Below are 25,374 nucleotides of genomic sequence, written 5' to 3'. Positions count from 1 at the left end.
TACCAACTATCTAAGCATGAAAACCGAATAAAGGTTCAAGGCTAAAGATAACGTCATGGAGATACTCGATTAAGAGCCTAAAACCTCCACAAGGTTCATTCTAACCTCAAGCCTAAGTCGCAATACCAGCCACAAGACGTTAAATCAGCCCAACCTCGGCTAACAACTCACGGGTTTCAACCAAAGGTAAACCCACAACGCCAGAATAACTGCCTTCAATCGCAGCCACAAAGCAACCACCAAGCCCTTGGATACCGTAACTGCCAGCTTTATCCATTGGCTCTTTTGAAGCGACATAAGCATCAATATCGGCGGCCGATAAGACGCAAAAACGCACTTGTGTTTCGACCAAACGCACTGAGGTTTTGAAGCTTAAATCGGCATCAGCTTGGTAAGTCAGCGCCACAGCGGTCATTACTGTATGCGTTCGGCCAGATAATTCACTGAGCGTACGCTTAGCATCGGCCACATCCAGCGGTTTGCCTAATATTTGGTTTTCAAGCACAACGATAGTATCAGAACCTAATACAGCAGGCTGTGACATATCTGCGCATAATGCCAGTCCAGCTTGGGCTTTTTCGGCAGCTAAACGTCGCACATAATCCCTTGGCGCTTCACCTTGCTGCACGGTTTCATCGATATCCGGCGCCACTTGCGTGAAACAAAACTCAGGACGACCGAGCCCCAGGTGGGCCAATAATTCTTTACGACGTGGTGAAGTCGAAGCTAAAACTAAATCCACAGTTAGCGAACCTTATAATGACGTCGAACCCGACGTAGAATCCAAAATATCCAAGGCCAGATCACGAGTCCCGAAATCGCAGGTAAGAATAGATCGGTATCGAACACCGCCTCTTGCATGACAAACTCGACCCAGTAAATCACTAAATGATACATACAAATGAGCAGCATGATCACCAACGACTGTTGCCATTTAGGGAAATTTCGCAATCGCTGGCAATGCAAGATGGCGACATAAATCACCAAAGACATAGCTAAAGAGCGCACGCCTAAGGTAGCGCCCAATAAAATATCCAACACTAGGCCTAACATCCAAGCGGTTAAGATGTTGTATCTATGGGGTAATGCGATAGACCAGTAGAGCACAATCATCAACAACCAGTCGGGACGCCAAGCATCAACCGCACTCGGTAAAGGCATGATCTGGCTGATCACGCCGATAAATAATGTCACCCAAACAATAAAGCGCCCATTGGCAGCTTGAAAGCTCATCGATGCACCTCTGTCGCTGGAGAAGTGGTTTCCGTTGCCGGTTTGGCCACAGTGGCTGCGGGTGTCGTCACAGGCTTAGTCGTCTCTGCAGATGTGCCCTCAGCAGGGCTTGCGCTGCCGATTTTTGATGCCTCTTCGCTAAGCGATTGATCCGCAGCAGGAGCTGTGGGCTGATTTGGCAAGGTCACACCTGAATCGGGAGACGGCCAAATCAACAACACATAACGAATACGATCTAACGCTGCGAGTGGTTGAGCAGTGACTCGAGCATAGCTTTGGCCGTCTTCAGTCAAGACTTCTAATACCCGTGCGACGGGATAACCTTCGGGGAAGCGATTGCCTAAGCCTGAAGTCACCAATAAATCGCCGACACGAATGTCGGTACTCTTGGCCACATGGCGCAGTTCTATCTCATCAAGCTCACCCGTACCATTGGCGACCAGGCGTACATCATTACGGGTAATACGCACAGGTAAACCGTGTGATACGTCGGAAAGCAATAGCACCCTACTGGTCATTTCACTGACCTGCACCACTTGGCCGACAACACCTTGCGCATCCACCACTGGCTGGCCGACAAATACACCGCTACGAGAACCGTGATTCAACACCACGTAGTGATGGAAAGGATCGCTGGCGACCTCTAGCACTTCGGCCACCATCTTGCGCGAATCCAGATAGGCGGGTGAGCCTAACAATGCCCGCAAACGCTCATTTTCTTGGCGTAAATGTTCGAAACGCTGTAAGCGTTCACTCATTAGCAGTTGTTGTCTGAGCAGTTCTTTATTCTGCAGTGCCAACATATTACGGGTGGCAAAACTTTCAGATGACCAGTCGAGCGCTGCGCCTGGCATACTGGCTAAATACTGTAATGGACTAAAGACAGAGGAGAGGTTTTGCCGAACAGGATCGAGGCGATGATTAGCCACGAGCAAAGCCACCGACAAAATAATTGCCAGTGTCAGACGGAATTGGTTTGAAATACCACGAACAAAAATTGGCTTCATAGGAAAGCTAAGGCGGTGATTAACCGCCCTATACCGAAGTTAAATTAGGTTTCTTCGGAGAACAGATCGCCGCCGTGCATATCAATCATTTCGAGGGCTTTACCACCGCCGCGTGCTACGCAGGTCAATGGATCGTCCGCCACCATGACCGGAATTCCGGTTTCTTGCATTAATAAACGGTCTAAATCACGCAATAACGCACCACCGCCGGTTAACACCATACCGCGCTCAGAAATATCTGAAGCTAATTCTGGTGGAGATTGCTCTAACGCCACCATCACAGCACTTACGATACCTGATAATGGCTCTTGTAAGGCTTCTAAAATTTCGTTGCTATTCAGTGTAAAGCTACGAGGTACACCTTCCGCCAAGTTACGGCCGCGGACTTCAATTTCTAGCACTTCATCGCCAGGATAAGCGGTACCGATAGTGTGCTTGATACGCTCAGCCGTGGCTTCACCAATTAAACTACCATAGTTACGGCGAACATAATTGATAATGGCATCATCAAACTTATCACCACCTATACGCACAGAAGACGAATACACTACGCCATTTAGCGAGATAATCGCGACCTCAGTCGTACCGCCACCGATGTCCACCACCATAGAACCTGTCGCTTCAGATACGGGTAAACCCGCACCAATAGCTGCAGCCATAGGTTCTTCAATTAAATACACTTCGCGAGCACCAGCACCCATGGCTGATTCACGGATCGCACGGCGTTCAACTTGAGTAGCACCTACCGGCACACACACTAGAACCCGTGGACTTGGACGAAAAAAACTATTGTTGTGCACTTGTTTGATAAAGTGCTGCAGCATTTTCTCAGTCACATAAAAGTCTGCAATTACACCGTCCTTCATTGGGCGGATAGCTTGGATATTGCCAGGCGTTCTACCTAGCATTTGTTTAGCTTCTGTGCCGACCGCGGCAACAGATTTCTGACCGGAGCCACTACGCTCACCACGTATAGCAACAACAGAAGGCTCATTGAGGACTATGCCTTCGCCACGAACATAAATTAATGTGTTAGCTGTACCCAAATCGATCGATAGATCATTAGAAAAAATGCCGCGTAGCTTCTTAAACATGTAACTAGCCTGTATTCTGTGGAGTCAGAAGAAAAGAAAAATCAGCTAACTTTATCAATGCCACCCTGATTCCACAAGACCGTTGAGGTTAACAATCGCTAATGGAGTGATTTTTTTTCAAATCGTCCTCTTAAAAACAGTATTTAAGCGGAAAATACTGTTTATTGACGAAAATATCGACAACTTAAAACGAAGAAACATACAAATAAGCAACAAATGTCAAACTCAGAAATTGCATTTAGAATCTGTCACTAGGGTTTTAATCAACCTTCAATAAATGAAACTGATGCGCATTTCATACGAAAGGCTCAGTTTGATTCAATAGCTGAAATCACTCAGATTAGTTTACCTCACGCCAATAGATGATTTTGTCATGGCCACGATAACGGCCAAAATACGCGCTCGCCCGCGGTTCTGTGAGAACGCTTGGTGATACGCCATTCCAATTCCAGTACCATTCTAGCCATGGCGGCACATCCAAGGGCGCCGTTACTTGGCCGCGGTATGGCGCACCACTTGAGGTGACCGCTTGCCAGAGCAACTCAAATTGGCCAGCTTGGAATGTTGCAGTCCCGCCAGAACGTACAACACTTTGCCCCGCCACTAAGTCGGGATCAAAGTTGTAGCCAAGGCCAGCATTGTCCACCTGCGAACCCAAACCATACACAGCCGTTGTGCAGCTATCGTTGGTATTCAGTACCCAACGACTGCCATCCCAATATTCGGCCCGAGTCGGCATACGCAGTATTTCTGTCTCAGGACCATAGGTGTTATCCATCACCACACGGCCGTGACGATATTTCTGTTGGTTAGCGGATAATACAACTGCATCACAATTTCTACCGACACTGCAGTCGCCAAGGGTGGAAGCATTCATATTGGGTGTTGCTACTGAACTCACATTACCGTCATTATCAAATACTTTAATCCCCAAGAGCATTTGTTCATAGGGACCATCAACTTCACCACCGACTAAAGCAGGGAGGCGCGAGAAATGAGGTTGATAATCTATGTTAGCCTCACCTATCGCCCAAGAACTCGATTGCAAAGGTACAACCACGTCATTTAAACGAGCCTGCATATCATTGCTATCGTCATTATTTTCCCCCACCAGCAATCCCGATGCCTTAGCAAAACTGCCACGATAATTTTTGGTCACAACGCCAGCGATATTTAGCGCTTTAAGATTAAATGCCACATCAAAGGGTTGGTCCATATAGCTAAAGGCACTGCTACACGCAGGCACCACACTCGATGTGGTCACTTCAAATCGGTCGGGGACAAATCGGCCGATGTTGGCACTTTTTGCCTGTGGTATTGAGTAAAAACTCGATCCCAAGTAACTCGCTGGCGGCGCAGCACTAAATGTAAACACCCCGACTTCACTGATGCTTTGGACAATTGTATTAAGATTATTTGTCGCAGCCACTTGATCGTAACTGGCAATACCTACTCCCCCCTGAACGCCAGAGCTTGGCGCCACCAATTGACTCGACAATACAATACCGGATTGAACGTAATTAGGCGTACTTGGGTTATCGCAATAATTACTGTCGTTATCTGCAACCCAGGCTTTAGCAGCAATCTGCAAATTAAAACTCTCACCGGCTTTTTTATACACAGCGCAGCTAACGTCTCCCGCAGGGCACAAAGCACCGCTGTCTTTGGGCGTAACACACAGACCAACTGGAAAACTGACGAAGGGATCGCTACCTATCATCACCAGCCCTTCATCGGGAGTGCCTGCAACACCAGTATATTTGGCGTTTAGCCCAACTTTACCAGCGTCGCTATAATTAACCGCTATTGTTGCTTTACCGCTGGCATCAAAGGATAAATTCAGGGGAGAAGGTGACGAACTCGAACCGCTGATAGGCGTTGAGTTAACGCTAACGGCTGTTGGGGTAAACATAGATGCAGCGACAGGCGAAATATATTGACTCCATAAATCGACCCTTTTTGTTTGACCAGCAAACGTCGGCACGCACTCTAGGTTGTCGTTTGACTTCCTGACCGCAGAAATAGTCGCATTTTGGGCTTTATTGGCCAATTTATCTGGCATATCAATTAAAAAGCCGCTATCTGCAAATGACAGCGTACAAGCCGCGGTTGATAACGCGCCAGCGCCACTGCGGCACAAGGTATTACTACCAGGGACGGTGGCAGGATTTGAACTCGATACTCCGATTGTTACTGGGGTGGTGACATTATGACGTAAGTCAACAGAGGCGATTCCGTTGATGAAACCGACATTACTAACACTACTGCCATTTTGGTACCAACCGCCATTAGTTGCAGGACTCAATGACAATTGCGCACTAACTGGGTCAGTAAACGGGGTACAAGGAGTGTTTCCATCAGCACACGCTTTGATCTGCATAGGCTCTGCCTTACAGGTGAGCGGTGATGATGAGTAATCAAATTCAAAATGATGTACTTGTAAGCCAATCGGTTTGGATTTTATTGCACAAACTTTAAAATTATCGATTTCGTGGTTGTTATTGGCGCCACCAGTAGAACCCGTAAATGACAGATAAAAATCGGCAGGAACAGAATCTTGACCTGATATCGCTCTCGCATTAAATCGAGGGACAAGTACCTGATATCCATTACCATCACGCACATCTCTGTCTAGCGATACCCAAGCTTGACCTGTGATAGTCGAATCAACTTTAATCCGATATTTATGATTGGGTGCTGCGGTTGACGTACTACGAACATCAATTCTAGGATTCAAATTCGCGGCGGTACCAGCCAAATACTGATAATTTGCCGCCACAGAACCGCGTAATGTTACCGATTGAGATCTAAATCCAGGGCCACCGATCTTCCCCTCATTCGGATTGGAAAAATTACCATACTCATCCAAACCAACACCTATCCATCCACCTGCAAAGCCCGGCGTACCATCATCACGTTGTGCATAACCGAGCGAACCGCCAAAGCTGCCAGGTTGCGGTGTAACAGAAGCATCCGATAAAATAACCGCTACACCATCACCACCCGTTCCAGATGACGGTGACCAAGCATAATAATCAAACTCTATCGTGACGAGATTACCTTCAGCAGGAAATAACCGCTGGTAAGTACTTGCAGTGGCCTGATTACCCAATGCTGGCGTTATTCTTAGTCGCCCCCCGTTGATAGCCGGCGGAGTAGAAGAACCCAGCACTTTCGTTGCCCAATCATTGCCTAAGCTGCTGCGGGAAAACTCATCAGTAAAACACTCTTCAACTGGCGCGACTTTCTCAAGCGCTATAAAATCATAATTTTCAGCAAGATGACTACGTTCATTGTCGCCATAGGTATCTTCATCGTTTACCATACTGACTTGAGTTGCACTCAGATTACAGCGTCTTAACCAGCCACCATCACCACCTAGGCGAGAAGACTTTCCAGCCACTAATGTTGGAGGATTGCTAAAGCCAGTTAAGCTGGTATTAAAGGTACATTGAGTTACTAAGTCACGAGCTGAATTTCCCGAGCCATGAGTCAAGGCGTTGGCAAACTGATAGTTAATCGGCTCGCCATTCAGAGTTATCGTGCCTACACCAGGCTCAATGGCTAGATAAGCAATGGTTTCATTGGCTAATGTATTGAAATTACTAGGCTGACAGCGCCGGCTTGTGCCTTTTCCAGTGTAGACTTCTGACGTATCCATATTAAGCGAAATACCGTTAACGCTTGGCTGCGACACGCTAGTCAACCAACAATTATTATTGCGGGTTTGTAATTGGTTTAACCGTACGCTCAAACCTGAGTCGAGCGTTTGATTGACCCAGGCTGACGATGGCATGTTCAAAGCACTGTTAGTCACCACAGTACCCGCCGTCAACCGCTTACCATCGGATAGAGCATAACTGCCTGGCGTCACAGCTATCCAGTGTACTTCGGGCATAGTGATCGCCGCAGTGCTACTTGGAGGTTGCCGCTGAGTCCAGCTAAAACCAGTCGCTGATACGCTACTGATAAACGCCGACGAGGGACCATAGCCACTTGGGTTTGACGACAAAATCGTCGGCATTAAAAATACTAATGGAGTAACACCAGATGGAAACACATGATCGAAGGTAACCGAGGTTGATGTTGCTTTACCAAATTGGAGATTGAAAGCACTCGCACCACACATACCATTAAAATCAGCATTATTAATAGTATTTTGATCGAATGTCACATTACTATTGCCAGAAATACTCAGAGCACCTCCAGCACCAATCGCACCTGTGATTTCGCTATTACCGCTGATGGTAACGGAGCCCGCAACATAGATAATGGCATTGATTTTGTTTTGACCGGTAATACTCAACGAACCTGCAACATAAATAATTAAATTTTCAGCGGCGCCAGTGAGATTTATATTAACATTCGTCAGATTCAAGCTATTAAAATAGAGACGGGATGTAACGCCAGTTGTCTTGATAACTGTGCCATTCTTGAAATCACCAAAATTATAATCATAATCCCCCGGAGTAAACACATTTCCACCAGAGCGATCGCAAGTACCAGAGTCACAAGATAAGTTACTTAGTGGTGGCACCAAAATACCAGGAGGGGGTTCCAGCCCAAATGGCGCATGATTCCCAGAGGGAGGAGATGTAAAAATACTGTCACACTGAGGTACCGCTGCCACCTGCCAACAGAATACGCATAAAATGGCAAACAACGTGAAACGTAGATTATTAACCACGGGCTTCTACCTCAACTTGTCGGCTAACACGGGTCTCGCCGCTTTCACATACTGCTTTACTGCTGATTCGATATTGCGTGACTGTGTCTACCGCATATGCTGTACAAGTCAACGTCACACTACAGGCATGAAAACCAGTTACATCGGGCGGTGTCCAAACATCCGATGCTAAACACGCTCCGGCGTTACCATTCAATGGAAACAACTTAGCCAGCGCGGCATCGGCGCCACTGTTCGCCGCCGCAAAGGCACGGGTTCCCCACACTTCTTGGGTGAGCCCGGTATCACCGTCTTCCACAATATTAATCAGTGCCGATGCCAGTAGAAACATCACTGTGATCACAAACACGCCAATAATCAATGCACTGCCGCGTTGACGCGCAGGTAAAGCCGTTCGTTGCGACCTTGCTAGTGATGTTCTGGGTAAGATCCGCATGACCGAGTGATGACCTGTCGATTGACGATATAAATTAAGGAACATTGATCACCTGCACTTGATGTCGATATTGGAACGTCTCACCATTGACATTAAATCTTGGCTGCAAGTGCACCATGGCATTATTGACTAAACTCGATGGCGTTAAGATCAACGGCAAGTCATTACTATTATCGAGACGATTCGCCACACTTTGCGCCATTAGCACGCCCGTACCCATAGTGGCTGGATTTGGTTGAACGGTATTAAAGTTATAACCAGCATAACGCACTATTTGTAAATCATTACCGCTTGCACCCTTTTCGAAGCAATAGCTCACAGGACTCGAACCAAAATAGATCCTTTGTCGTGGTGATGCTTCGGCAAAACGTGTTGGCGCAGTAAAAGTCAGTGTCACTTGATTAGCCAAGGTCAGAGGAGGTGTTTTAATCTGTGCTCGTTTTTGTCTCGCGCTGCTATACACATCGGCGTCAACCAAGGGATAGATCCAAGCGAATTGATTCACGCGAATCGCACTCGCGGTATTATCTAGAATAACTATGCCAGTACTCGCGGCCGCAGCGGGGATGATTGGCATAGTGAGATAAGTTGTGCTGGCCTCGATAGGCACAAATTCAATACATTGATAGGTCAGCGAATCGCTATTAAGACGCACACTGTTGGGCAAAGCACTACGTAGCTCACGGGTCATTCGCTCGACGGCAAAACGGCTTTGACTTAGCACTTGATCGACTGAACTCGACTCCACAAAAATCCGCGTACCAAAAATAATAAAACTACTCACCCCAACAACAAGAATGCCTAAGATAAGGATCACAGTGACCATTTCGACTAAGGTAAAACCCTGTGCGTATAGATGCTTACGCTTAACGGAAAAAGAGCCCATTAGTAATTGCTCCTCACCAGATTGTAAGTGATCACTTCGTTGTCCGGCGTAGTCACATTAATGGTGACTAGCTTAGTATTGGGCGCAGGCCCATAGGCGACAGTGACGTTTAAACGATAGTTAGGATAAGCAGCGGCATAGGTTTGGGTTGAGTTGAGCATAGTGGCGTTTTGACTTAAACCGTGATAATCGTCCACATCGTTAAAATCGTTACGGCCCTCGCCTTCATTAGGCCATTTCCACTCCGATGGCCCTAAACTGGTCACATTTGAGCAAGGTAATCCTAAAGGACTACCACAGGCAGGCACACCGCCATTGGCATTAGTGTTTTGATCGTAACGCTTGCCCCAGATCTCATTCATCACCGAATGAGCAAGCTCGGCACTCTTCACTCTATGCAAAGTCTTAGCCGCACGATCCGCCTGTGGAAATAACATGCTGGTTAGCATCACTATCGCAATGGCAATCACCAGCATGCCAATCACTAATTCGATAAGGGTAAAACCTTGCTGTGGTTTGGCTTTTTTGGATGTTTTTACTGATGCTTTACCCAATAGCAACCGAGGATTAATTCGCATAAATATAACCCTCGCTAGAGACGTTAATCATCACAGTGTCATTAGCAATCACATTAATGCATGGCCCATTACAAGCCAACGAAGTGCTACCATCGATATCGAAATCGAGGCTGAAGTTGCTGCTGTTAGTACTGTTAGGGCTTACTAGCACTAATTGAGCACCACCTTGAAAAGCTTGGCTATAAAGCGGGTTGGGCGATAATGCGGTACCAGAACAAACCGCCTCATTTCGGGTAGAGAATTGACTCACTTGATAGCCAGTACCAGAAACGGTTACACGAAAACACCTGTCAGTATTATTGAGCGCTTTCTGCTGTACTTGACGCAGTTCGCTAATGAACTCGTTACGTAGGCTATAAGCACTGTAGGAAGACTGGGTAAACAGGCGAGGCAGTACAACCACAGCAAGAATTGAAATCAAGATGATGGTCGTCACTAATTCTACTAAGGTAAATCCGGCCTGTTTTGACATAGAGAAGTTAAGCATCGCTCGGGTTAATTGCTGATTTCATGTACTAGGTTCAGTTTCTGCCAACGATATGATTAACGCAAATAAATGTCGGTAAATTTGGCGGACTCATTTTTAAAATCCTGTAAGAACCGTATTTTATCTAAAAAAAAGGCCTGCTAGGCAGGCCTTTTTCCTAATCGCTATTAACAAGCAGATGCATCTGGGGTAGCTGTAAACGCTGGCGGAGCTATCGCTGTTGCAGGCGAGTATTCAATAAAACATGTTGTAGGAGCACTAGACTGCCAGAACTTCGCTTTACCAGTCGTCGTTGTTGTATCAACAACCCAATCTGTCGTAGCTCCAACAGGCGTAGTTCCTTCACTAATACTTACATCCAACGCATTTTTGAAATTATCTAGCTCTGCAGTCATATAACCGTAAGCAAGATTCACTTCAACACCAGTCGCAATCTCAACAGTTGGACCATTTGATGCTGCTGGCGCTACTTTTTCCACACCCGCCAATGCAGCCTTTGAATAAACCAAAGTATTTGCACCTTGAATTGATGCCTTTAATCCATTAAGTGCAGATACACGCGCATCACCTTGCAAATTAATAAACTTAGGTGCCGCTGTGACAGCAAGAATACCTAAGATAATGATCACTACGACTAATTCAATTAAGGTAAAACCTTGTTGTCTTTTCATATCAAACTACCTTTCTTTATCAGTGAGTACTCGTGTGAGTACTAATTAAGTTAAGTCACTTCTGAACTAAGTTACTTAAAACATGAACAAAATAAAACTGTTAATTACGGCCTATGGCACAAATGGCGTTTGAGTAAAGCTTAGCACTTTACCTGTACCTGGGTTATACACGATTCCTTTCGCACCAGCTGTTGATAAATCCGGTGTAGGAGTGGGTACACCAGTGGTTTGATCAAGCACCAGTGAAGCCACTTGGTGATAAACACATAAATCTAAACCAGCAACGACAGTGCCTGTAATCGAATTAGCGCTACCACCTGCGCCATCAATCACGCGCACGGTATAACGTTGATTACGCGCATCTTGAGTGTAGAGCACATTACGAGGAGCGCTCTGCAGCACGGTATTAAATACTTGTTGGCAACTCGCATCAGTCATAGCAGTCACATCCGTCACTGAAGTTCCCGTTGGATAACCAAAACGAGGATCGAGCAAAACTGACGTACCATCTAAGATCACACTACTATTTTGGCGCCCATCGACTTCCCACTGCGAACGCACAAAGCTAACGGCAGTCGATAAACCACCGGCTACGCCGTCAACACTGGCGTCTTCAGCATCATCGGTGACATTTAAGAATCGTGGGATCGCGGTTGCGGCGAGTAGCCCTAAAATCACAATCACAATCACAAGCTCTATTAATGAGAAACCTGTTTGCTTAGTTTTCATATATATGCCCCATACTTAAGAAATTTTATTCTAACAGCTAAATCAATTTTAAAAAGCCTTTGAGTTAACAATATTTTAGGGTGCAGTCAAAAAAATGACCCTGCCAGAGTTCAGTTGATAGCCTAAACTATCGCCATTGTGCGACCGATAGTGACAGCTGTTATCCTTAACTAAATAATCAGCAACCAGCCCTGCGTTATCCACTTCGGCACCCATAAGTTGCTGCCACAAATCTTGGCAACCTTGGGCATTTAACTGTTTAGGTTGTGGCCATCCTAAACTATTGATATCGACGACACTAAACTCAGTGTCTTTGGATATGTTGTCAAACGCCTCCCAATTCAACTGCATCTGCGGCGGCTTGCCCAAAGATAGCCATTGGGAGCGCACCATCACCAGCACATTTAAAAAACGCGCATGATCGACTTCTAATCCACGGGCAGCGATTTGCGGTAGGGTAAAAAAGTACTTAGCACCAATCACCGCCATGATAACCAACACTAACCCTATGGTTATCATACGCCCATAGAGGCGTAATAGATCGCTTTCTGCCTTTTGCTGAGTCTGCATTTAACCTCAGCCCCACACATAAGAGAGGAGATAAACATTTTCCATATCGATTATTTACCGCCCTTGACCACATTGAGCATATCCCACATGGGCAGGTATATCCCTAAGGCCAACACGAGAACAATCACGGCCACAAAACCGATCAAAATAGGCTCCAATTTAGCGGTGAGGTTCTTTAAATCATAGTCTACTTCGCCCTCGTAGAAGTCTGCCGCATCATTGAGTAATTGATCGATTTGCCCTGTTTCTTCACCCACGGCCACCATTTGCAGCACTAATGGCGTAAATAACTTGCTCTGATTCGATACCCTTAACATAGAGTCACCAGACTCAATCCCACGGCGCATACCGACTATTTTGTCGTGCATGTAGGCATTATCTACCGCATCAGCCACTAAACTTAGGGCCTGCGTCATCGGCACGCCAGCGCTCAGCATCATAGAGAAACTGCGACAATAACGAGCTAACGTCGAGCGCTCGATAATCGATCCCACGGCGGGGATGTGTAACTTCCACTTATCCCACTGCTTCTCGCCCTTTTCCGTATGGTGCCAATAACGGATGCCGATAATAGTGCCGATCAGCGCCACCAACATCAGCGCCCAATAATTCACAAACAGATTCGATGTACCAATCAGCACTTTTGTCGCCCAAGGTAAATCGGCGCCAAAGCGGGAAAACATCTCGGCGAACTTAGGGATCACCATGATATTGAGGATCACCATAGCGAGCGCAATCGCAATCAAGACAAACATGGGATAACGCATGGCCGATTTAATTCGCCGCCGTGTTTCCTGCTCACGCTCGATATAGCCAGAAAGCTGAATAAAGGCATCTTCTAACTTACCTGTGTTTTCGCCCACGTGCACCATAGAAACAAACAAGGAATCAAATACATCGGGATGTTGATTCATGGATGATGATAAGGGTCGGCCTGCGGTGAGCTGCTCAGAAATATCATTGAGCGCATCTTTCATCCGCTGGGAATGCGCCGTTTCAGACAAGCCCGCAATCGCCCGCAAAATCGGGATGCCAGAACGGGTCAAGGAGTACATTTGCCGAGTAAAAATCTGTAATTCTTCTAACGCGACTTTTCCACCAAATAACTTAGCCAGTGAGAATGACTTAACCACTTTGGCGACTTTGACCTCAAGGGGGATAATCCCCCGCGCCAATAGCATGTCAGCAGCGGCACTTTCCGATGCAGCATCCAGTTGCCCAGTAACGGATTGACCTTGACCACTGCGTCCACGGTATTGATAAATCGGCATAATTACGCCTCAACGCCTTGTTGGCTAATAATATCCTTCGACAAAGGTATTTGTGATTCACTCACATCCTCTACCAGCTTAGCCACCTCTTCAATGGTCGTCATGCCTTCGCTCAAATATTGCAACGCTGACTCGGCGAGCGGAGTAAAATTCGGGCTCTGCAACGCGGCTCTGGCAAAATCCTGCGGATTACCGGTACGCATCGCATCGATCATCTTCTCATCCAACTCGAGGATTTCAAAAATACCGATCCGCCCACGATAACCGCTGCCGTTACAACTCTGGCAGCCGGTACCAATTCTAAAGTTCGCATGGCTAAAATCTTTATGACTCACACTACTCAGCCAGGCTTGTTCCTGCGGTGTCGGCTGATACTCAACGCCACAGTTATGGCAAACGCGGCGCACTAAACGCTGGGCAATAATCACCCTCAAGGCACTGGCGACCAAATAACTGGCGGCGCCCATATCGAGCAAACGCAGTGCACTGGTGACCGCATCGTTGGTATGCAAGGTCGATAGCACAAAGTGACCCGTTAATGCGCCCCTTAAACCAATCTCCACGGTTTCTTGGTCACGCATTTCCCCGACCATGATAATATCGGGATCTTGACGCAAGGTGGTGCGCAATACGTTGGAAAAGTCTAAGCCAATCTTATGGTTAACTTGAACTTGGTTGATCCGCGGCAATTGATATTCAACCGGATCTTCCACCGTAATGATCTTACGGTCGGCGGTATTGAGCTCGCTCAAAATACCGTACAAGGTGGTGGTTTTACCGCTACCCGTGGGACCTGTGACCAGTAGCATGCCGTGAGGGCGTTTAATCTGTTTACGAATACGCGCCAAAATAGCGGGTGGCATACCGGTTTCGTTTAGAGTCAATAAACCCGCCGATTGATCGAGTAACCGCATTACTACAGATTCGCCATGGTAAATCGGCATGGTCGACATACGCACATCGATATGATGACCTTTGATCTCCATGTGGAAACGACCGTCCTGCGGCAAACGTTTTTCAGAAATATCGAGTCCAGCCATTAACTTAAGTCGCAATACTAAAGCCGCGGCAATATTAACTTCATTCAGAATCGTTTCGTGTAGCTGGCCATCGATACGCTGGCGAATACGCAAGGCTTTATCACCGGGTTCGATATGAATATCCGAGGCGCGCATTTGCACCGCATCTTCAAAAATCGACTGCAGCAACTTAACCACTGTGGTTTCATTGTCACTGTCGCCCGACGTGAGGCTGGCTAAATCGAACATCTCATCGGCGGCGTATTCTTCTTCGAGCTTACCGGCGATCTGAGCAATTTGGTCTGTACGGCGATATAAATTATCAAACGCTTGCAGCAGTTGCTGCTCGGGCGCTACCGCTAACTTCAAACGCTTAGGTGCGATAAGCATTTCGAGATGATCAAGCGCCTGCAAATCTGCTGGGTCGCTCATTGCTACCAGTACGCTATCGCCCCTGTCTTCAACTGCTAAAGCACGGAAACGTCGGGCTTGCACCTCAGGAATAAGATGCACCACTTCCGCTGGGATTGGCATTTTACTGATATCCAGCAAAGGTACATTCAATTGTTGCGACAAGAACTGCAGTAACTGATGTTCTGTAATCGATTGCAGATCAATGAGGGTACGGCCCAGTTTTTTGCCCGTATTACGCTGCTCGCCTAACGCCTGTTGTAGCTGGGCTTCGGTAATAATGGCTTCTTGAACTAACAGATCGCCTAAACGCATTTTTAATCTGGGTTTCATTGGCTATCTCCTAGCTGAGTCAAGCGTTGTTCGATAAAGGCACTCGCCTGCGCCGATAAGCCTCTGTGGCCTAATGCAGTCCGATAGGCTTGGCGTGCTTGGGGGAATTGCTGCTGCGAATCAAGCGCATAGGCCAACCCCATCCACCATTTAGCCTGTTGAGGTTCTTGTTGTAATAATTGTCTATAGGCTTGTTCTGACAATGAAAACTGCCCTAGCTTTTGCGCCAAATCCGATTGTGCCATCCACTTTTGCCTCGCCAGCGGATGCGTGTCAGGTATATTGGCTAAGGTCACTAATGCGAGATCAGCCTGACCAGAGGCTTGCTGAACCCGAGCAAGCAATAAAGCAAAGTCTAATTGCTGCGGGAATAACAGCATGCCTTGCTGTAACACTTCACTGGCTTTGGCTAATTGACCTTGCCCATAATGCAGCGCAGCTAATTGCTTGCGCGCTTCGTGCATACTGGGGTCGAGCACTAATGTTTGATCATAGTAACTAATGGCTTCTTTGAGCTTGCCATCCTTTTCAGCCTCACTCGCAAGTGTAAACCGCTTCTTTGCTAGCTGCTTTGGGGTTAACTTCACCTCAGTAATCGCCATTTGCCCTTGTGCTTTGGGCGCAAGTCGATTAGCGCCAGCAGTGACCTCGGCGCTTCGCACACTCGATGTCGCACTATCTGGCTGTGAATGGCTTGGCTGCGAATGGTTTGGCTCGCTTACCGTGTCAACTTGGTTGTTTTCAAGTGCAAGGCTCACATCTGTTTTCGACTGCGCTTGTCGCTCAGGTTCTATATTCCTTTCAAATTCAGGTGACTGACTCGATGCGATTTCGGCGGCACTTGGTTCAAACTCTTCACTATTGGCTGTCATTGTTGTCGCAATCTTCTGCGTAGTCGCAAGCTTCAGCGGTTCTGCAGCGGCATCAAGGTTAGATGAAGCTTCGCTTGAGGCAATGCTCTCCGTTCGCACAGGCTCAGTTTGAGCGGTTAAAGTATTTTGTTCCTGAACTTGAGCCGAAATAGTCGCTTCTGCAGGCTTTGCCATGAAAAATTGCCAGCCATAAACCGCGCCGCCACCGAGTAGCAGTGACACTCCACAGAGCAGCAGCCAGTTAAACGGAGCGCGCCTGTGAGCTAAATACTGCACCTGCGGTTGAGTGACGTTACTGAGTTCGTGCCCCTGCTGACGTTTATCAAGATCCTGCAGCATCTTATTGATCACGCTCATACAACACTCCTCAAAACGTGTTGTAATCCCAAACCAAAAGCCACAGTTATCAGAGTGAAAAAAGGCAGCCATTTCCACGATAATAATCGGCGAACACTTGCATCTTCGGTATCTTGAATCGCCGCTTTAACGTGGGAGGTTTGCACACGCGTAGCGCCCTCGCCGAAACTCAGTAACAAGGCTTTATGGGCAAGAATATTGATCAATCTGGGGATCCCTCGGGACGCATAGGCAATCTGACGTGTTTCCCGTGATGTAAAGAGTGGTTCGCCCGCACGCCCTGCTATGGCTAATCGGTGGCGAATATAAGCGTCGGTTTCATCCCATGTTAGTGGACGAAGATTGTAGCTAAAAGTAATGCGTTGTCTTAATTGCCTAAATTCTTGGCGTTTAAGCCTGTCATCTAGCTCGGGTTGCCCAAATAACACTACCTGTAATAATTTGCGTGTCTCGGTTTCCAGATTAGTGAATAACCGCAGCGCCTCTAAACTGTCGTCCGGCAATGCCTGTGCTTCATCGAGCACGAGTACGATGGCGTGACCGTGGGCGCTCAAAGCTAAAAGCTGCTGCTGGATAAGTCCAGTGAGTTGCTGCTGATCGATATTACTGGCGTATTTAAGGCCTAACTCACTCGCTACCGCCCAACGTAACTCTGCAGGCGTAAGATAAGGGTTAGGCAGATAGGCACAGTGGAACTTAGTCGGCAATTCATTGATAAGCTTACGGCAAATCAACGTCTTTCCTGTCCCCACCTCCCCTGTCACCTTGATAAAACCTTCACCCGTTTGCAGCGCGGTTTGCAACACTTGCAAGGCTTCCACGTGTGGCGACAGGCCGAAAAAAAATCCGGTATTGGGTGTCAATGAAAATGGCGTTTGGCTTAGGCCAAAATGCTTCTGATACATAGAAGCTTACTTTGTCTCCGGATACCAACGATCTAATAAGGTCTTAGAACGTTGTAGCTCAGTTTGCCAAGTATCGACGCCAACTACCGTAGGTTTTAACAGGATAATTAGCTCGGTTTTCTTATTCTGCTTGCTGCGGTTTTTAAACAATTCACCGAGGAAAGGAATATCACCTAACAAAGGTACTTGTGACACCACTTCAATATTTTCACTCTTCATCAAGCCACCGATGATCACCACATCACCAGAGGCGGCGCGGATAACAGTATCAGACTCACGAATTTCACTCTGCGCTAAAGGTAGCTCCAACGAAGCGTCACTCACTTTAATGTCTTTAGTCTGCTCTTTCACATCGATAACGGATGGATGCACGTGTAATAATACATTGCCGTCATTATCGATTTGCGGTGTCACATCTAAAGCTATGCCCGAGAAAAATGGTGTTAATTCAACTTGTGGTGTGGTCACTGGCGTTGTGCCCGCAACGGTAGTCGATGACACGTCGGTGACAAAGTACTCATCGGTACCCACTTTAATCACCGCTTTTTGGTTATTCGATGCAGTCACCCTTGGGCTAGACAATACATCCACATCGCCTTGGGTATCTAATAGATTGATCATAGTTGTAAAGTCGGAGCCTTTAATGCTCAACGAGGTCACACCACCAATCGCAGAGGTGATTTTATCGTTTAAACCAGGGCCTTTCGAAGTCCCAAAATTCACATTCGTATTGCCAACATGACCCAGCACATTGTCCCATTGGATACCCTGCTGATAGCCATCGGATAATGTGACTTCGAGGATCTTAGCCTCCAAGATCACTTGTCGCTGTAGGTGACTCTCGGCGGAATTCAAGAAAGTACGCACTTGGCGTAATTCACTTGGGAAAGCACGAATAGTGACTAACCCCGCCTGCGGCGTGACCACCACTTGCCGCCCATTACCAGTGTCACCAATAATCGCCGTCAGCGTTTCTTTCAGCTCGCCCCAAAAATCAGTCTTAGTGCGCGAGCGAATAAATGTTCCGTTACTGCTATCGCTGCTGCCATTACTGCTAGAGTTGTTGCCGTTACTGCTGTTGGAATTATTATTACTCGAACCATTGTTATTTGAGTTGTTATTGTTCGAATTACTATTGGAATTATTGTTATCGGAAATGCGTCCAGAACTCACTGAGGTCACAGATAAGCCGTCACGTTCCATATAGAGATAATTCAGCGGAAACGTCTCAGTACGCATTCCAGCGGGGAACACTCTTAGAATGCGCCCTTCGCGGCTCACTTCGTAACCGTAGATATCTTCAACCACTTGAATCGCTTCGCTTAAGGTTACACCTTTAAGGGATAGCGAAATCGTACCTTGCACATCAGGATGTACGGCAACACTCAGCGGTGTACCTTGGACTAAACTTGGAAAAAATACTTTAGCATCAACATCATGGGCAGAGACATCGAAACGGCGCTCAGTTTCCAGCGCAGGAGTCAAACCTGATAGCAATGCGCCTGAATTCAATTCCCGCTGAACCGCATCCGGCATAGTCGCAGGCGGTGGCGTCGTTGATGCCGTAGCCGTCGCCATTGAGGCCGCTAGTGCCGCCTTACTCGCCTCCGGCTGTGGCCTATTTGTGGTCTGACACGCCACAAGGCAAAGTGAGAGCAGAGGTGTAAAGTATTTAATCGCTTTCATCTGAGGTGTATTCCCTATCTCTCTGTTATTGCTTGAAACAATGTCAATTTCCGTCCATCGGACAGCGACACATAAGTGGGGGTAATCTTGACGATACTCAGCCCCTGAATGCTGTCGCCAACAGACAATATCTTGTTATTTATCACAGCATAAGCCCTGTTGCCTGAACTCACTATGCTGTTAAGTACCATTGCCTGATCCTGCGCTTGACTCGCATGACCGACCACAGCAAAACCTTTACCGGGCAAGGTAGGGTCGCGCAGTGATTCAGCAGACGCTATAGGGCTGCTGACCAATAACAACACACTGATAATATAAGACTTATTTAGAGACACTGATAAAGTCCTTATTAATACTCAAGGTATAAAGTTCAATCTCTACTGTCGCTTTTGGGTATTCCGCGACTTTATAGTCGAGACGCTTCCAATAAAGTTTATCTGGCATGGCCTCAACGGCTTCCACAAAGCGCAGCACTGAGAAGTAATCGCCCTCTAAACTTATGCGAATACCATGGCTATACAGATTGAGTTTCTTCTCTTCACCCACAGCCAACAGAGGAATGGGTGCAATCGACATAAACTTAATTAATTTAATCCCTTGGACTTGTCCCAGTAAATTTCCCAGTAGCTCTGGCATATAGTCTGCAGGCACCATGTCCACCATCTGCTCATTGAGCTGGGCATCTAAGGCTTGATTCTGTTGCTCTAACAAGACTAAACGCTGTTGGTAATCTTGATTGGGATCTAACGCTAAACGTTGCTGATACAAGTCAACCTGCTGGACCGAAATCGCGTTTTCTTGCTCTAAGGCTTTTAGCTGTTGTGACAACGCCACATGGGTTTTCCACAGGGACTCTAAGGGTAAATAACTCAGCATACCGACCACGGCCAGAATGGCGACTGAGATCAACACTCGCTCACGGCGACTTAGCGCATCAAACTGTTGTCCTAATTGGGCTAACTTTTGCTTCATTGCGCGGCTTCCTCCTTGTTATCGCTTTTCAAGGTAAAGGCCAAAGGTTTATCTTCACCGCGATCCATGCTCATCGACGAGAAAGCTTGCCCCTTTAAAGTCTGCGTTGTTTTAAGTTTGCCAATCCACTGCGGAATGCTTTGAGGATGGTCGGCAAAACCTTCGAACATAAAATCTTGCTCATTAATGACGATATGACTAAGCCAAACACTCGCATCCGACACGACAGCTAAATCTTTAAGTACAGGCGCAAACCCTCGGCTGGTTAAAGAGGCCCTAAGACTCAATTCACCCATGAGTAACTGCTTCAGCTCTAACTGTTGTGCCGCTAAATCGACTCGCGCAACGAGTTCGGCATCGGGTTTACGCGCTGCAATTTGTGCTTCTAATGCCTGTTTTTGGGTATCGAATTGCAGCTTTTGCTGGGCAGCCAATTGCTGAGCCTGTTGCAACTCACTGACTTGCCAGTAGCTATAACCGCCTAATGCCGCAAATAGGACCAAAAATCCTGCTGCATAAGCCCCCAAACGGGCAAAGGTTAATCTTTGCTTTGGCGGAAGTAAGGAAGGAGTGTAGAGATTGACTCGGTATTTAATCACTCAGCACCTCTGGAAAATTCGGCAAAGGCTAATCCCGCTATTCGCGCGCCAACACAGCTTTTATCGATAACATTCACAGCTTGATTAAAGTTTGCCGACACTAGCTTAGCTAAAGTATCCACGGCGCCATCGGCGAGAAGTTCAATAGAAGATACCGGAGCTTGCCTTAACTGGCTTTCAAAGTAATCCATAGAGCGCTGAATCTCTAAGCTTAAATTATCTGCCATGCCATAAGTTAACTCATCGGCTTGAGTCTTATCCAACTGGGTAAATCCGCGCACACGCCGCTGCATGTACAGCTGCCCTTGCTTAACCACAGTCAATAACAATTCTTGCCCTGGATGATGGCTAACCACCAGACGAGCTTGGTGGTCATCACCAAATAAGTTGGTCATGGCTAACTCTTCGATACTGATACCAATGAGTTGTAAATCTTGTTCATGAATGGCCTGCACCATACTCACGAGTTTAGCTTTATCGACCACCACTACACTGATTTTATTACTGGGAATAGGTGACTCGAAATAATCCAAATGGATTTGCGGCACAGGTAGCGTCACCATGTCTTTAATTGACCACAGCAAGGCTTGGGATAATTCGACAGTGTCGACATTGGGTTTATCAGTCAGCAGTAATTGATAAAGCCCTGAAGCTAAAACCAGTTGTAATTGGGCATTAGGGAAGGATTTAGCGACGGCAGCAAACGCCGATGACCAGTGCTCATCTTTAAGCTCAAAGGGTAACCACAGTTCAGTACGATCACTTTGAGCAGGTGCATAAACCCATAATTTATCGGCACAAACATAGATACCAAGGCTAGTCGGATCCGTTTTTTTCTGCCAAAAGGCGAGTCGACCTATAAGACTTTTTTCCATAAAGATGCCTGTAACCAACTGAATTTAAAAGCGTGAGTAGTCTCTTTTGCTTAAACGTCCTGTCACTCCACTCTCCAGTGTTCCTTGCCCTCTGACTTGCTTTATCGCTAATTTAAACAGCAAACGTCATTATTTTGGCACTGGATAGTTTAGCTGCAAATACTCGTATTTTATAGATAAATACGTGAATAATAGGATCTATTTGTCTCTAAGACGACATTAACCCAAATACCACACTTGCCTTACTTAGCCTCTATGGGTTCGCTGAAATACATTCCCTGCGCTGCGCCAACACCAAGGATTTGCAGTGTCTGCCATTCTTCGAAGACTTCGACCCCCTCGGCACAGACTTGCACTTCCGTTCGATACAAACCGCCAATCAAGCTACGGATGAATAATTGGTTTTCTGGGCGTAAATGAATATGCCGTACAATCGATCTATGTAGCTTAATTAAATCAAAGTGACATTCACGAATATAGTAAGTGCCAACGACCTGCTGACCCACATGATCAACACATAATCTCGCGCCCATTTTACGAATCATATCTAATTTAGGCTGCAATTTTTCTTGATGTTGAATCACGATATCTTCCGACACTTCGAAAATCAGTCGCGTGGTCAGATGGCGATATTCTAACAGCGTCGTTTTTAGCCATTGGGTAAAAGCTCGACTCATTAGCGAATCCAAACTCAGATTAATACTGTATATCTGTGACGCTGGTTTTTTATTTGTTTGAGTATTCGATACGCCGCCCACTAATTCATTCGACAGTAACAACAATACCCGCTCAATAATTTGCCGTTCGACCTGCGGCATTAAACCACATTTATTCGCCATTGGAATAAACAGTGTGGCACGAATTAACGCTCCTTGATTATCCCGCGCCCGAGTAAATATTTCTTTATGATGCTCATTACCATCAGAATCGATTATAGGCTGGCTAAAAGGGAAGAATCGCCTTTGCACTAACGCGTTTTCTAAAAAGCTGCGCCAACGTACTGAGCCTTTAGCAAACTCTTCATCAATTGCGCCTTTGTCGTACATAAACCAATTACTATTGCCCTGTAATTGTGCCGCCCTCAAAGCCATATCGGCTTCTTCAATTAACTGCGCCGCATTATCGCCTGCGGTAAAATAAGCGCATCCGAGGTGGAAAAAGTTATCGCTATTGTCGACTTCGGGTAAAGGCTGGCTCAAACATATCTTAAGCAACTTACTGGCGAATTGGTCCGCTTCGATTAACGAGATTTGCGGTACGACTATGGCAAATTGATTGTGAGAACGACGGGCAAAAATACTGTTAGCTTGGGTTTGCAGCAATTGGCTTATCGCGTTGACGGTCGAATTTAATAACTCTTTAGTTACCGCTTCACCTTGGGATTGCTGCAATAAATCCAGATCATCCATCTCTAATAAATAAATCACCCCATGGGCGAGCATCGCCTGATTATGACTAAGGGCGTCGAGACGGTTATTCAAAAAGAGCCGATTACCAATGCGCGTTTCCGCATCGAGAAAGGTATTAGAACGAATGAACTTGTCAAAACGGCCACGTTCTTTTTGTGCGTCTTGTAATTCTTCTAACAACTTGGTCAAAGCGCGGTTAATCAGCCTTGGCTTGCCATTTCCGGGGGTCGCGAGTGCTTGCTCGTGCTTACCTTGCAAAATCAATCGGCTGCGTAAGGCTAATTCTTCAATGCCATCCAACTGTTGGGAAAACCATAAATAGCCAAAACGCACCAAGGCAGCCACAGCTAACACACCGACCAACAGGATGAGGATTTCATACCAACTAAAAGTGTAATGCTCGAAGGGTTGGGTTAAGGTCAGCTGCATACGCAGGCCAGATTTAGGTTCTAACACATGGTCATACACCATGGCATTTTGCGTAGTCAGATTGCCTTCATAGGCAAAGATCACTTCATCTTTCAAGGTCAGCCGAAAATCAACAGCATTGTAGGCAAGTAGCATGGGCGGCAGCCAAGCTTCCAAATCCCAATCGGGTTGGTGTTGATATTGGTCCACTAACATAGTTTCGAGTTCGGCGACTTTCTGCTGCTGAAATTTATAGGTCAGCTGCACGAAACTCATCATAGCGCTCAGCAAAAAGACGAAGGCGATAGCGGCTAATGACATTAACCAAAAGCTGGTTAATTTTGTAGTTAACATTCGGGTGAATTTCATCTATCCGCTATCCTGCAGGATTATTATAATTATTTGTGCGATTTTAACAGGAGTACAACAAAGTTGTCCGTTGATTATTCAGTAGCATAACCTAAAAGGCAACCAAGACGCTGTGACTTTAATGTCCACTTAAAAACAAAAAAGAGGCTCATTAGCCTCTTTTCGATGTTTTTACCACTTTTAGCCTAGTCGGCGTATTGAGGTAAAGTAGGAATCGCAGCAACACCAGAGTCGATAGCCGCCTGTGCAACCGCACGGGCAACATTAGGCAATAAACGTGGGTCCATAGGTTTTGGCAGCACGTATTCAGGGCCAAAACTCAGTGAACTCACATTAGGATAAGCCTTCAACACACTCGCAGGCACAGGCTCTTTTGCCAGTGCAGCAATGGCATGAACCGCGGCGATTTTCATCTCATCGTTAATGCATGACGCACGTACATCCAAGGCGCCACGGAAAATAAACGGGAAACACAATACGTTATTCACTTGGTTTGGATAATCGCTACGACCGGTACCCATGATCAAATCGCTGCGCGTTGCGTGAGCCAGTGCCGGTTTGATTTCAGGATCGGGATTAGAACAGGCAAAAATTACTGGCTTATCGGCCATCAACGCAACTTCTTCTGCACCTATCACGTCAGGACCAGATAGACCTAAAAACACGTCTGCGCCTTTAATAACATCAAGAAGCGTGCGTTTGTCTGTATCATTCGCAAATAGCGCTTTATATTCATTAAGATCCGTACGGCCAGAATGAATCACACCTTTAGTGTCTAACATATAAATGTTAGCGCGATTCGCACCACACTTGACCAGCATAGTCATACAAGCAATGGCTGCCGCACCTGCGCCCATACACACAAACGTTGCGTCGCTGATCAACTTGCCTTGAATTTCCAGCGCGTTAATCATACCCGCCGCGGTCACAATTGCGGTGCCGTGTTGATCGTCATGGAATACTGGCACTTTACAACGGGCAATCAATTCACGTTCGATAACAAAGCATTCTGGTGCTTTAATATCTTCAAGATTGATACCACCAAAAGTGTCAGCAATCGCAGCAACTGTATTGATAAATTCTTCAGGCGTATTGTGGGTGATCTCAATATCTGTCGAATCGATATTTGCAAAATGCTTGAATAATAATGCTTTGCCTTCCATCACAGGTTTAGAAGCCAAGGGGCCTAAATTGCCTAAACCTAAGATCGCCGTACCATTGGTAATCACGGCAACCGTATTACCTTTATTGGTATAACGATACGCATTGTCAGGATTAGCCGCGATTTCACGCACAGGCTCAGCCACACCAGGGCTATAAGCTAGAGCGAGATCGTGACTCGTTTCGGCAGGTTTGGTAAGGCAAACTGCGGTTTTGCCTGGTATTGGAAATTCATGATAATCGAGTGCTTGTTGACGAATATCTGACATTTTAAAATCCTGAAATGCGACATTTATAATTTATGAGAGTAAGACCTACCAACACACATCTAGTCTCACCAAAGGTTGAT

At 46.5% G+C, this 25,374-nt stretch carries 23 protein-coding genes; all 23 read right to left on the bottom strand.

Annotated features, from left to right (window positions below):
- Window positions 1-139 precede the first annotated feature (139 nt).
- Window positions 140-742 carry a Maf family protein gene (locus AYJ58_RS05455; protein ID WP_106649301.1) on the bottom strand — a complete coding sequence of 201 codons (603 nt, stop codon included), beginning with the start codon at window positions 740-742 and terminating at the stop codon, window positions 140-142.
- 2 nt (window positions 743-744) lie between these two features.
- Entirely contained in the window at window positions 745-1,233 is a 489-nt protein-coding gene (gene mreD / locus AYJ58_RS05450; RefSeq protein ID WP_106649300.1) for a rod shape-determining protein MreD, read from the bottom strand.
- Window positions 1,230-2,240, bottom strand: coding sequence for a rod shape-determining protein MreC (mreC, locus tag AYJ58_RS05445; RefSeq protein ID WP_106649299.1), 1,011 nt, complete (start codon window positions 2,238-2,240; stop codon window positions 1,230-1,232). Before mreC ends, mreD begins: the two co-directional genes overlap by 4 nt.
- A 44-nt stretch (window positions 2,241-2,284) precedes the next feature.
- Complete coding sequence (locus AYJ58_RS05440; protein ID WP_105251284.1) at window positions 2,285-3,334, bottom strand: rod shape-determining protein; 1,050 nt, start codon at window positions 3,332-3,334, stop codon at window positions 2,285-2,287.
- A 340-nt stretch (window positions 3,335-3,674) separates the two neighbouring features.
- Entirely contained in the window at window positions 3,675-7,640 is a 3,966-nt protein-coding gene (locus tag AYJ58_RS05435) for a DUF6701 domain-containing protein (RefSeq protein ID WP_232790861.1), read from the bottom strand.
- Between the two features lie 373 nt (window positions 7,641-8,013).
- The gene (locus AYJ58_RS05430; RefSeq protein WP_198555607.1) at window positions 8,014-8,502 is read right to left on the bottom strand and encodes an MSHA biogenesis protein MshP; all 489 of its coding nucleotides are present in this window, start codon (window positions 8,500-8,502) and stop codon (window positions 8,014-8,016) included.
- Window positions 8,492-9,343 carry a PilW family protein gene (locus AYJ58_RS05425; RefSeq protein WP_106649298.1) on the bottom strand — a complete coding sequence of 284 codons (852 nt, stop codon included), beginning with the start codon at window positions 9,341-9,343 and terminating at the stop codon, window positions 8,492-8,494. The genes AYJ58_RS05430 and AYJ58_RS05425 overlap by 11 nt, the downstream gene beginning before the upstream one ends.
- Window positions 9,343-9,921 (bottom strand): prepilin-type N-terminal cleavage/methylation domain-containing protein, encoded by a 579-nt coding sequence (locus tag AYJ58_RS05420; protein ID WP_106649297.1) that lies wholly within the window; start codon window positions 9,919-9,921, stop codon window positions 9,343-9,345. The genes AYJ58_RS05425 and AYJ58_RS05420 overlap by 1 nt, the downstream gene beginning before the upstream one ends.
- On the bottom strand, window positions 9,911-10,408 hold the full coding sequence (locus AYJ58_RS05415) for a type II secretion system protein (protein ID WP_198555605.1): 498 nt from the start codon (window positions 10,406-10,408) through the stop codon (window positions 9,911-9,913). The genes AYJ58_RS05420 and AYJ58_RS05415 overlap by 11 nt, the downstream gene beginning before the upstream one ends.
- A gap of 167 nt (window positions 10,409-10,575) precedes the next feature.
- Window positions 10,576-11,079, bottom strand: a complete 504-nt coding sequence (locus tag AYJ58_RS05410) for a type II secretion system protein (RefSeq protein WP_106649295.1) — start codon at window positions 11,077-11,079, stop codon at window positions 10,576-10,578.
- A 111-nt stretch (window positions 11,080-11,190) separates the two neighbouring features.
- Window positions 11,191-11,808 (bottom strand): prepilin-type N-terminal cleavage/methylation domain-containing protein, encoded by a 618-nt coding sequence (locus AYJ58_RS05405; protein ID WP_106649294.1) that lies wholly within the window; start codon window positions 11,806-11,808, stop codon window positions 11,191-11,193.
- A 75-nt stretch (window positions 11,809-11,883) separates the two neighbouring features.
- Window positions 11,884-12,378 carry an MSHA biogenesis protein MshF gene (locus AYJ58_RS05400; RefSeq protein WP_106649293.1) on the bottom strand — a complete coding sequence of 165 codons (495 nt, stop codon included), beginning with the start codon at window positions 12,376-12,378 and terminating at the stop codon, window positions 11,884-11,886.
- A gap of 50 nt (window positions 12,379-12,428) precedes the next feature.
- Window positions 12,429-13,649: a type II secretion system F family protein gene (locus tag AYJ58_RS05395; RefSeq protein ID WP_106649292.1), complete on the bottom strand. Its 1,221-nt coding sequence runs from the start codon at window positions 13,647-13,649 to the stop codon at window positions 12,429-12,431.
- A gap of 2 nt (window positions 13,650-13,651) precedes the next feature.
- A complete protein-coding gene (locus AYJ58_RS05390; protein ID WP_106649291.1) occupies window positions 13,652-15,412 on the bottom strand; it encodes a GspE/PulE family protein in 1,761 nt (586 codons plus the stop codon).
- The gene (locus tag AYJ58_RS05385; RefSeq protein ID WP_106649290.1) at window positions 15,409-16,641 is read right to left on the bottom strand and encodes a tetratricopeptide repeat protein; all 1,233 of its coding nucleotides are present in this window, start codon (window positions 16,639-16,641) and stop codon (window positions 15,409-15,411) included. The genes AYJ58_RS05390 and AYJ58_RS05385 overlap by 4 nt, the downstream gene beginning before the upstream one ends.
- Window positions 16,638-17,546, bottom strand: a complete 909-nt coding sequence (locus tag AYJ58_RS05380) for an ExeA family protein (RefSeq protein ID WP_106649289.1) — start codon at window positions 17,544-17,546, stop codon at window positions 16,638-16,640. Before AYJ58_RS05380 ends, AYJ58_RS05385 begins: the two co-directional genes overlap by 4 nt.
- Before the next feature lie 6 nt (window positions 17,547-17,552).
- The gene (gene mshL, locus AYJ58_RS05375; protein WP_106649288.1) at window positions 17,553-19,232 is read right to left on the bottom strand and encodes a pilus (MSHA type) biogenesis protein MshL; all 1,680 of its coding nucleotides are present in this window, start codon (window positions 19,230-19,232) and stop codon (window positions 17,553-17,555) included.
- A 14-nt stretch (window positions 19,233-19,246) separates the two neighbouring features.
- Window positions 19,247-19,567 (bottom strand): MSHA biogenesis protein MshK, encoded by a 321-nt coding sequence (locus tag AYJ58_RS05370; RefSeq protein WP_106649287.1) that lies wholly within the window; start codon window positions 19,565-19,567, stop codon window positions 19,247-19,249.
- Window positions 19,554-20,204: an MSHA biogenesis protein MshJ gene (locus AYJ58_RS05365; RefSeq protein WP_106649286.1), complete on the bottom strand. Its 651-nt coding sequence runs from the start codon at window positions 20,202-20,204 to the stop codon at window positions 19,554-19,556. The genes AYJ58_RS05370 and AYJ58_RS05365 overlap by 14 nt, the downstream gene beginning before the upstream one ends.
- On the bottom strand, window positions 20,201-20,803 hold the full coding sequence (locus AYJ58_RS05360; RefSeq protein ID WP_106649285.1) for a fimbrial assembly protein: 603 nt from the start codon (window positions 20,801-20,803) through the stop codon (window positions 20,201-20,203). The genes AYJ58_RS05365 and AYJ58_RS05360 overlap by 4 nt, the downstream gene beginning before the upstream one ends.
- Window positions 20,800-21,678, bottom strand: a complete 879-nt coding sequence (locus AYJ58_RS05355) for an MSHA biogenesis protein MshI (protein WP_106649284.1) — start codon at window positions 21,676-21,678, stop codon at window positions 20,800-20,802. The genes AYJ58_RS05360 and AYJ58_RS05355 overlap by 4 nt, the downstream gene beginning before the upstream one ends.
- Window positions 21,679-21,920: 242 nt before the next feature.
- Window positions 21,921-23,864 (bottom strand): RNase E specificity factor CsrD, encoded by a 1,944-nt coding sequence (csrD, locus tag AYJ58_RS05350; protein WP_106649283.1) that lies wholly within the window; start codon window positions 23,862-23,864, stop codon window positions 21,921-21,923.
- A 185-nt stretch (window positions 23,865-24,049) separates the two neighbouring features.
- On the bottom strand, window positions 24,050-25,294 hold the full coding sequence (locus tag AYJ58_RS05345; RefSeq protein WP_106649282.1) for a malic enzyme-like NAD(P)-binding protein: 1,245 nt from the start codon (window positions 25,292-25,294) through the stop codon (window positions 24,050-24,052).
- Window positions 25,295-25,374: the final 80 nt, after the last annotated feature.

It is taken from the genome of Shewanella sp. Pdp11, from assembly GCF_002838165.1.
In the GTDB taxonomy this organism is placed as follows: domain Bacteria; phylum Pseudomonadota; class Gammaproteobacteria; order Enterobacterales; family Shewanellaceae; genus Shewanella; species Shewanella hafniensis.
This window is presented reverse-complemented; position numbering and strand designations above follow the sequence as displayed.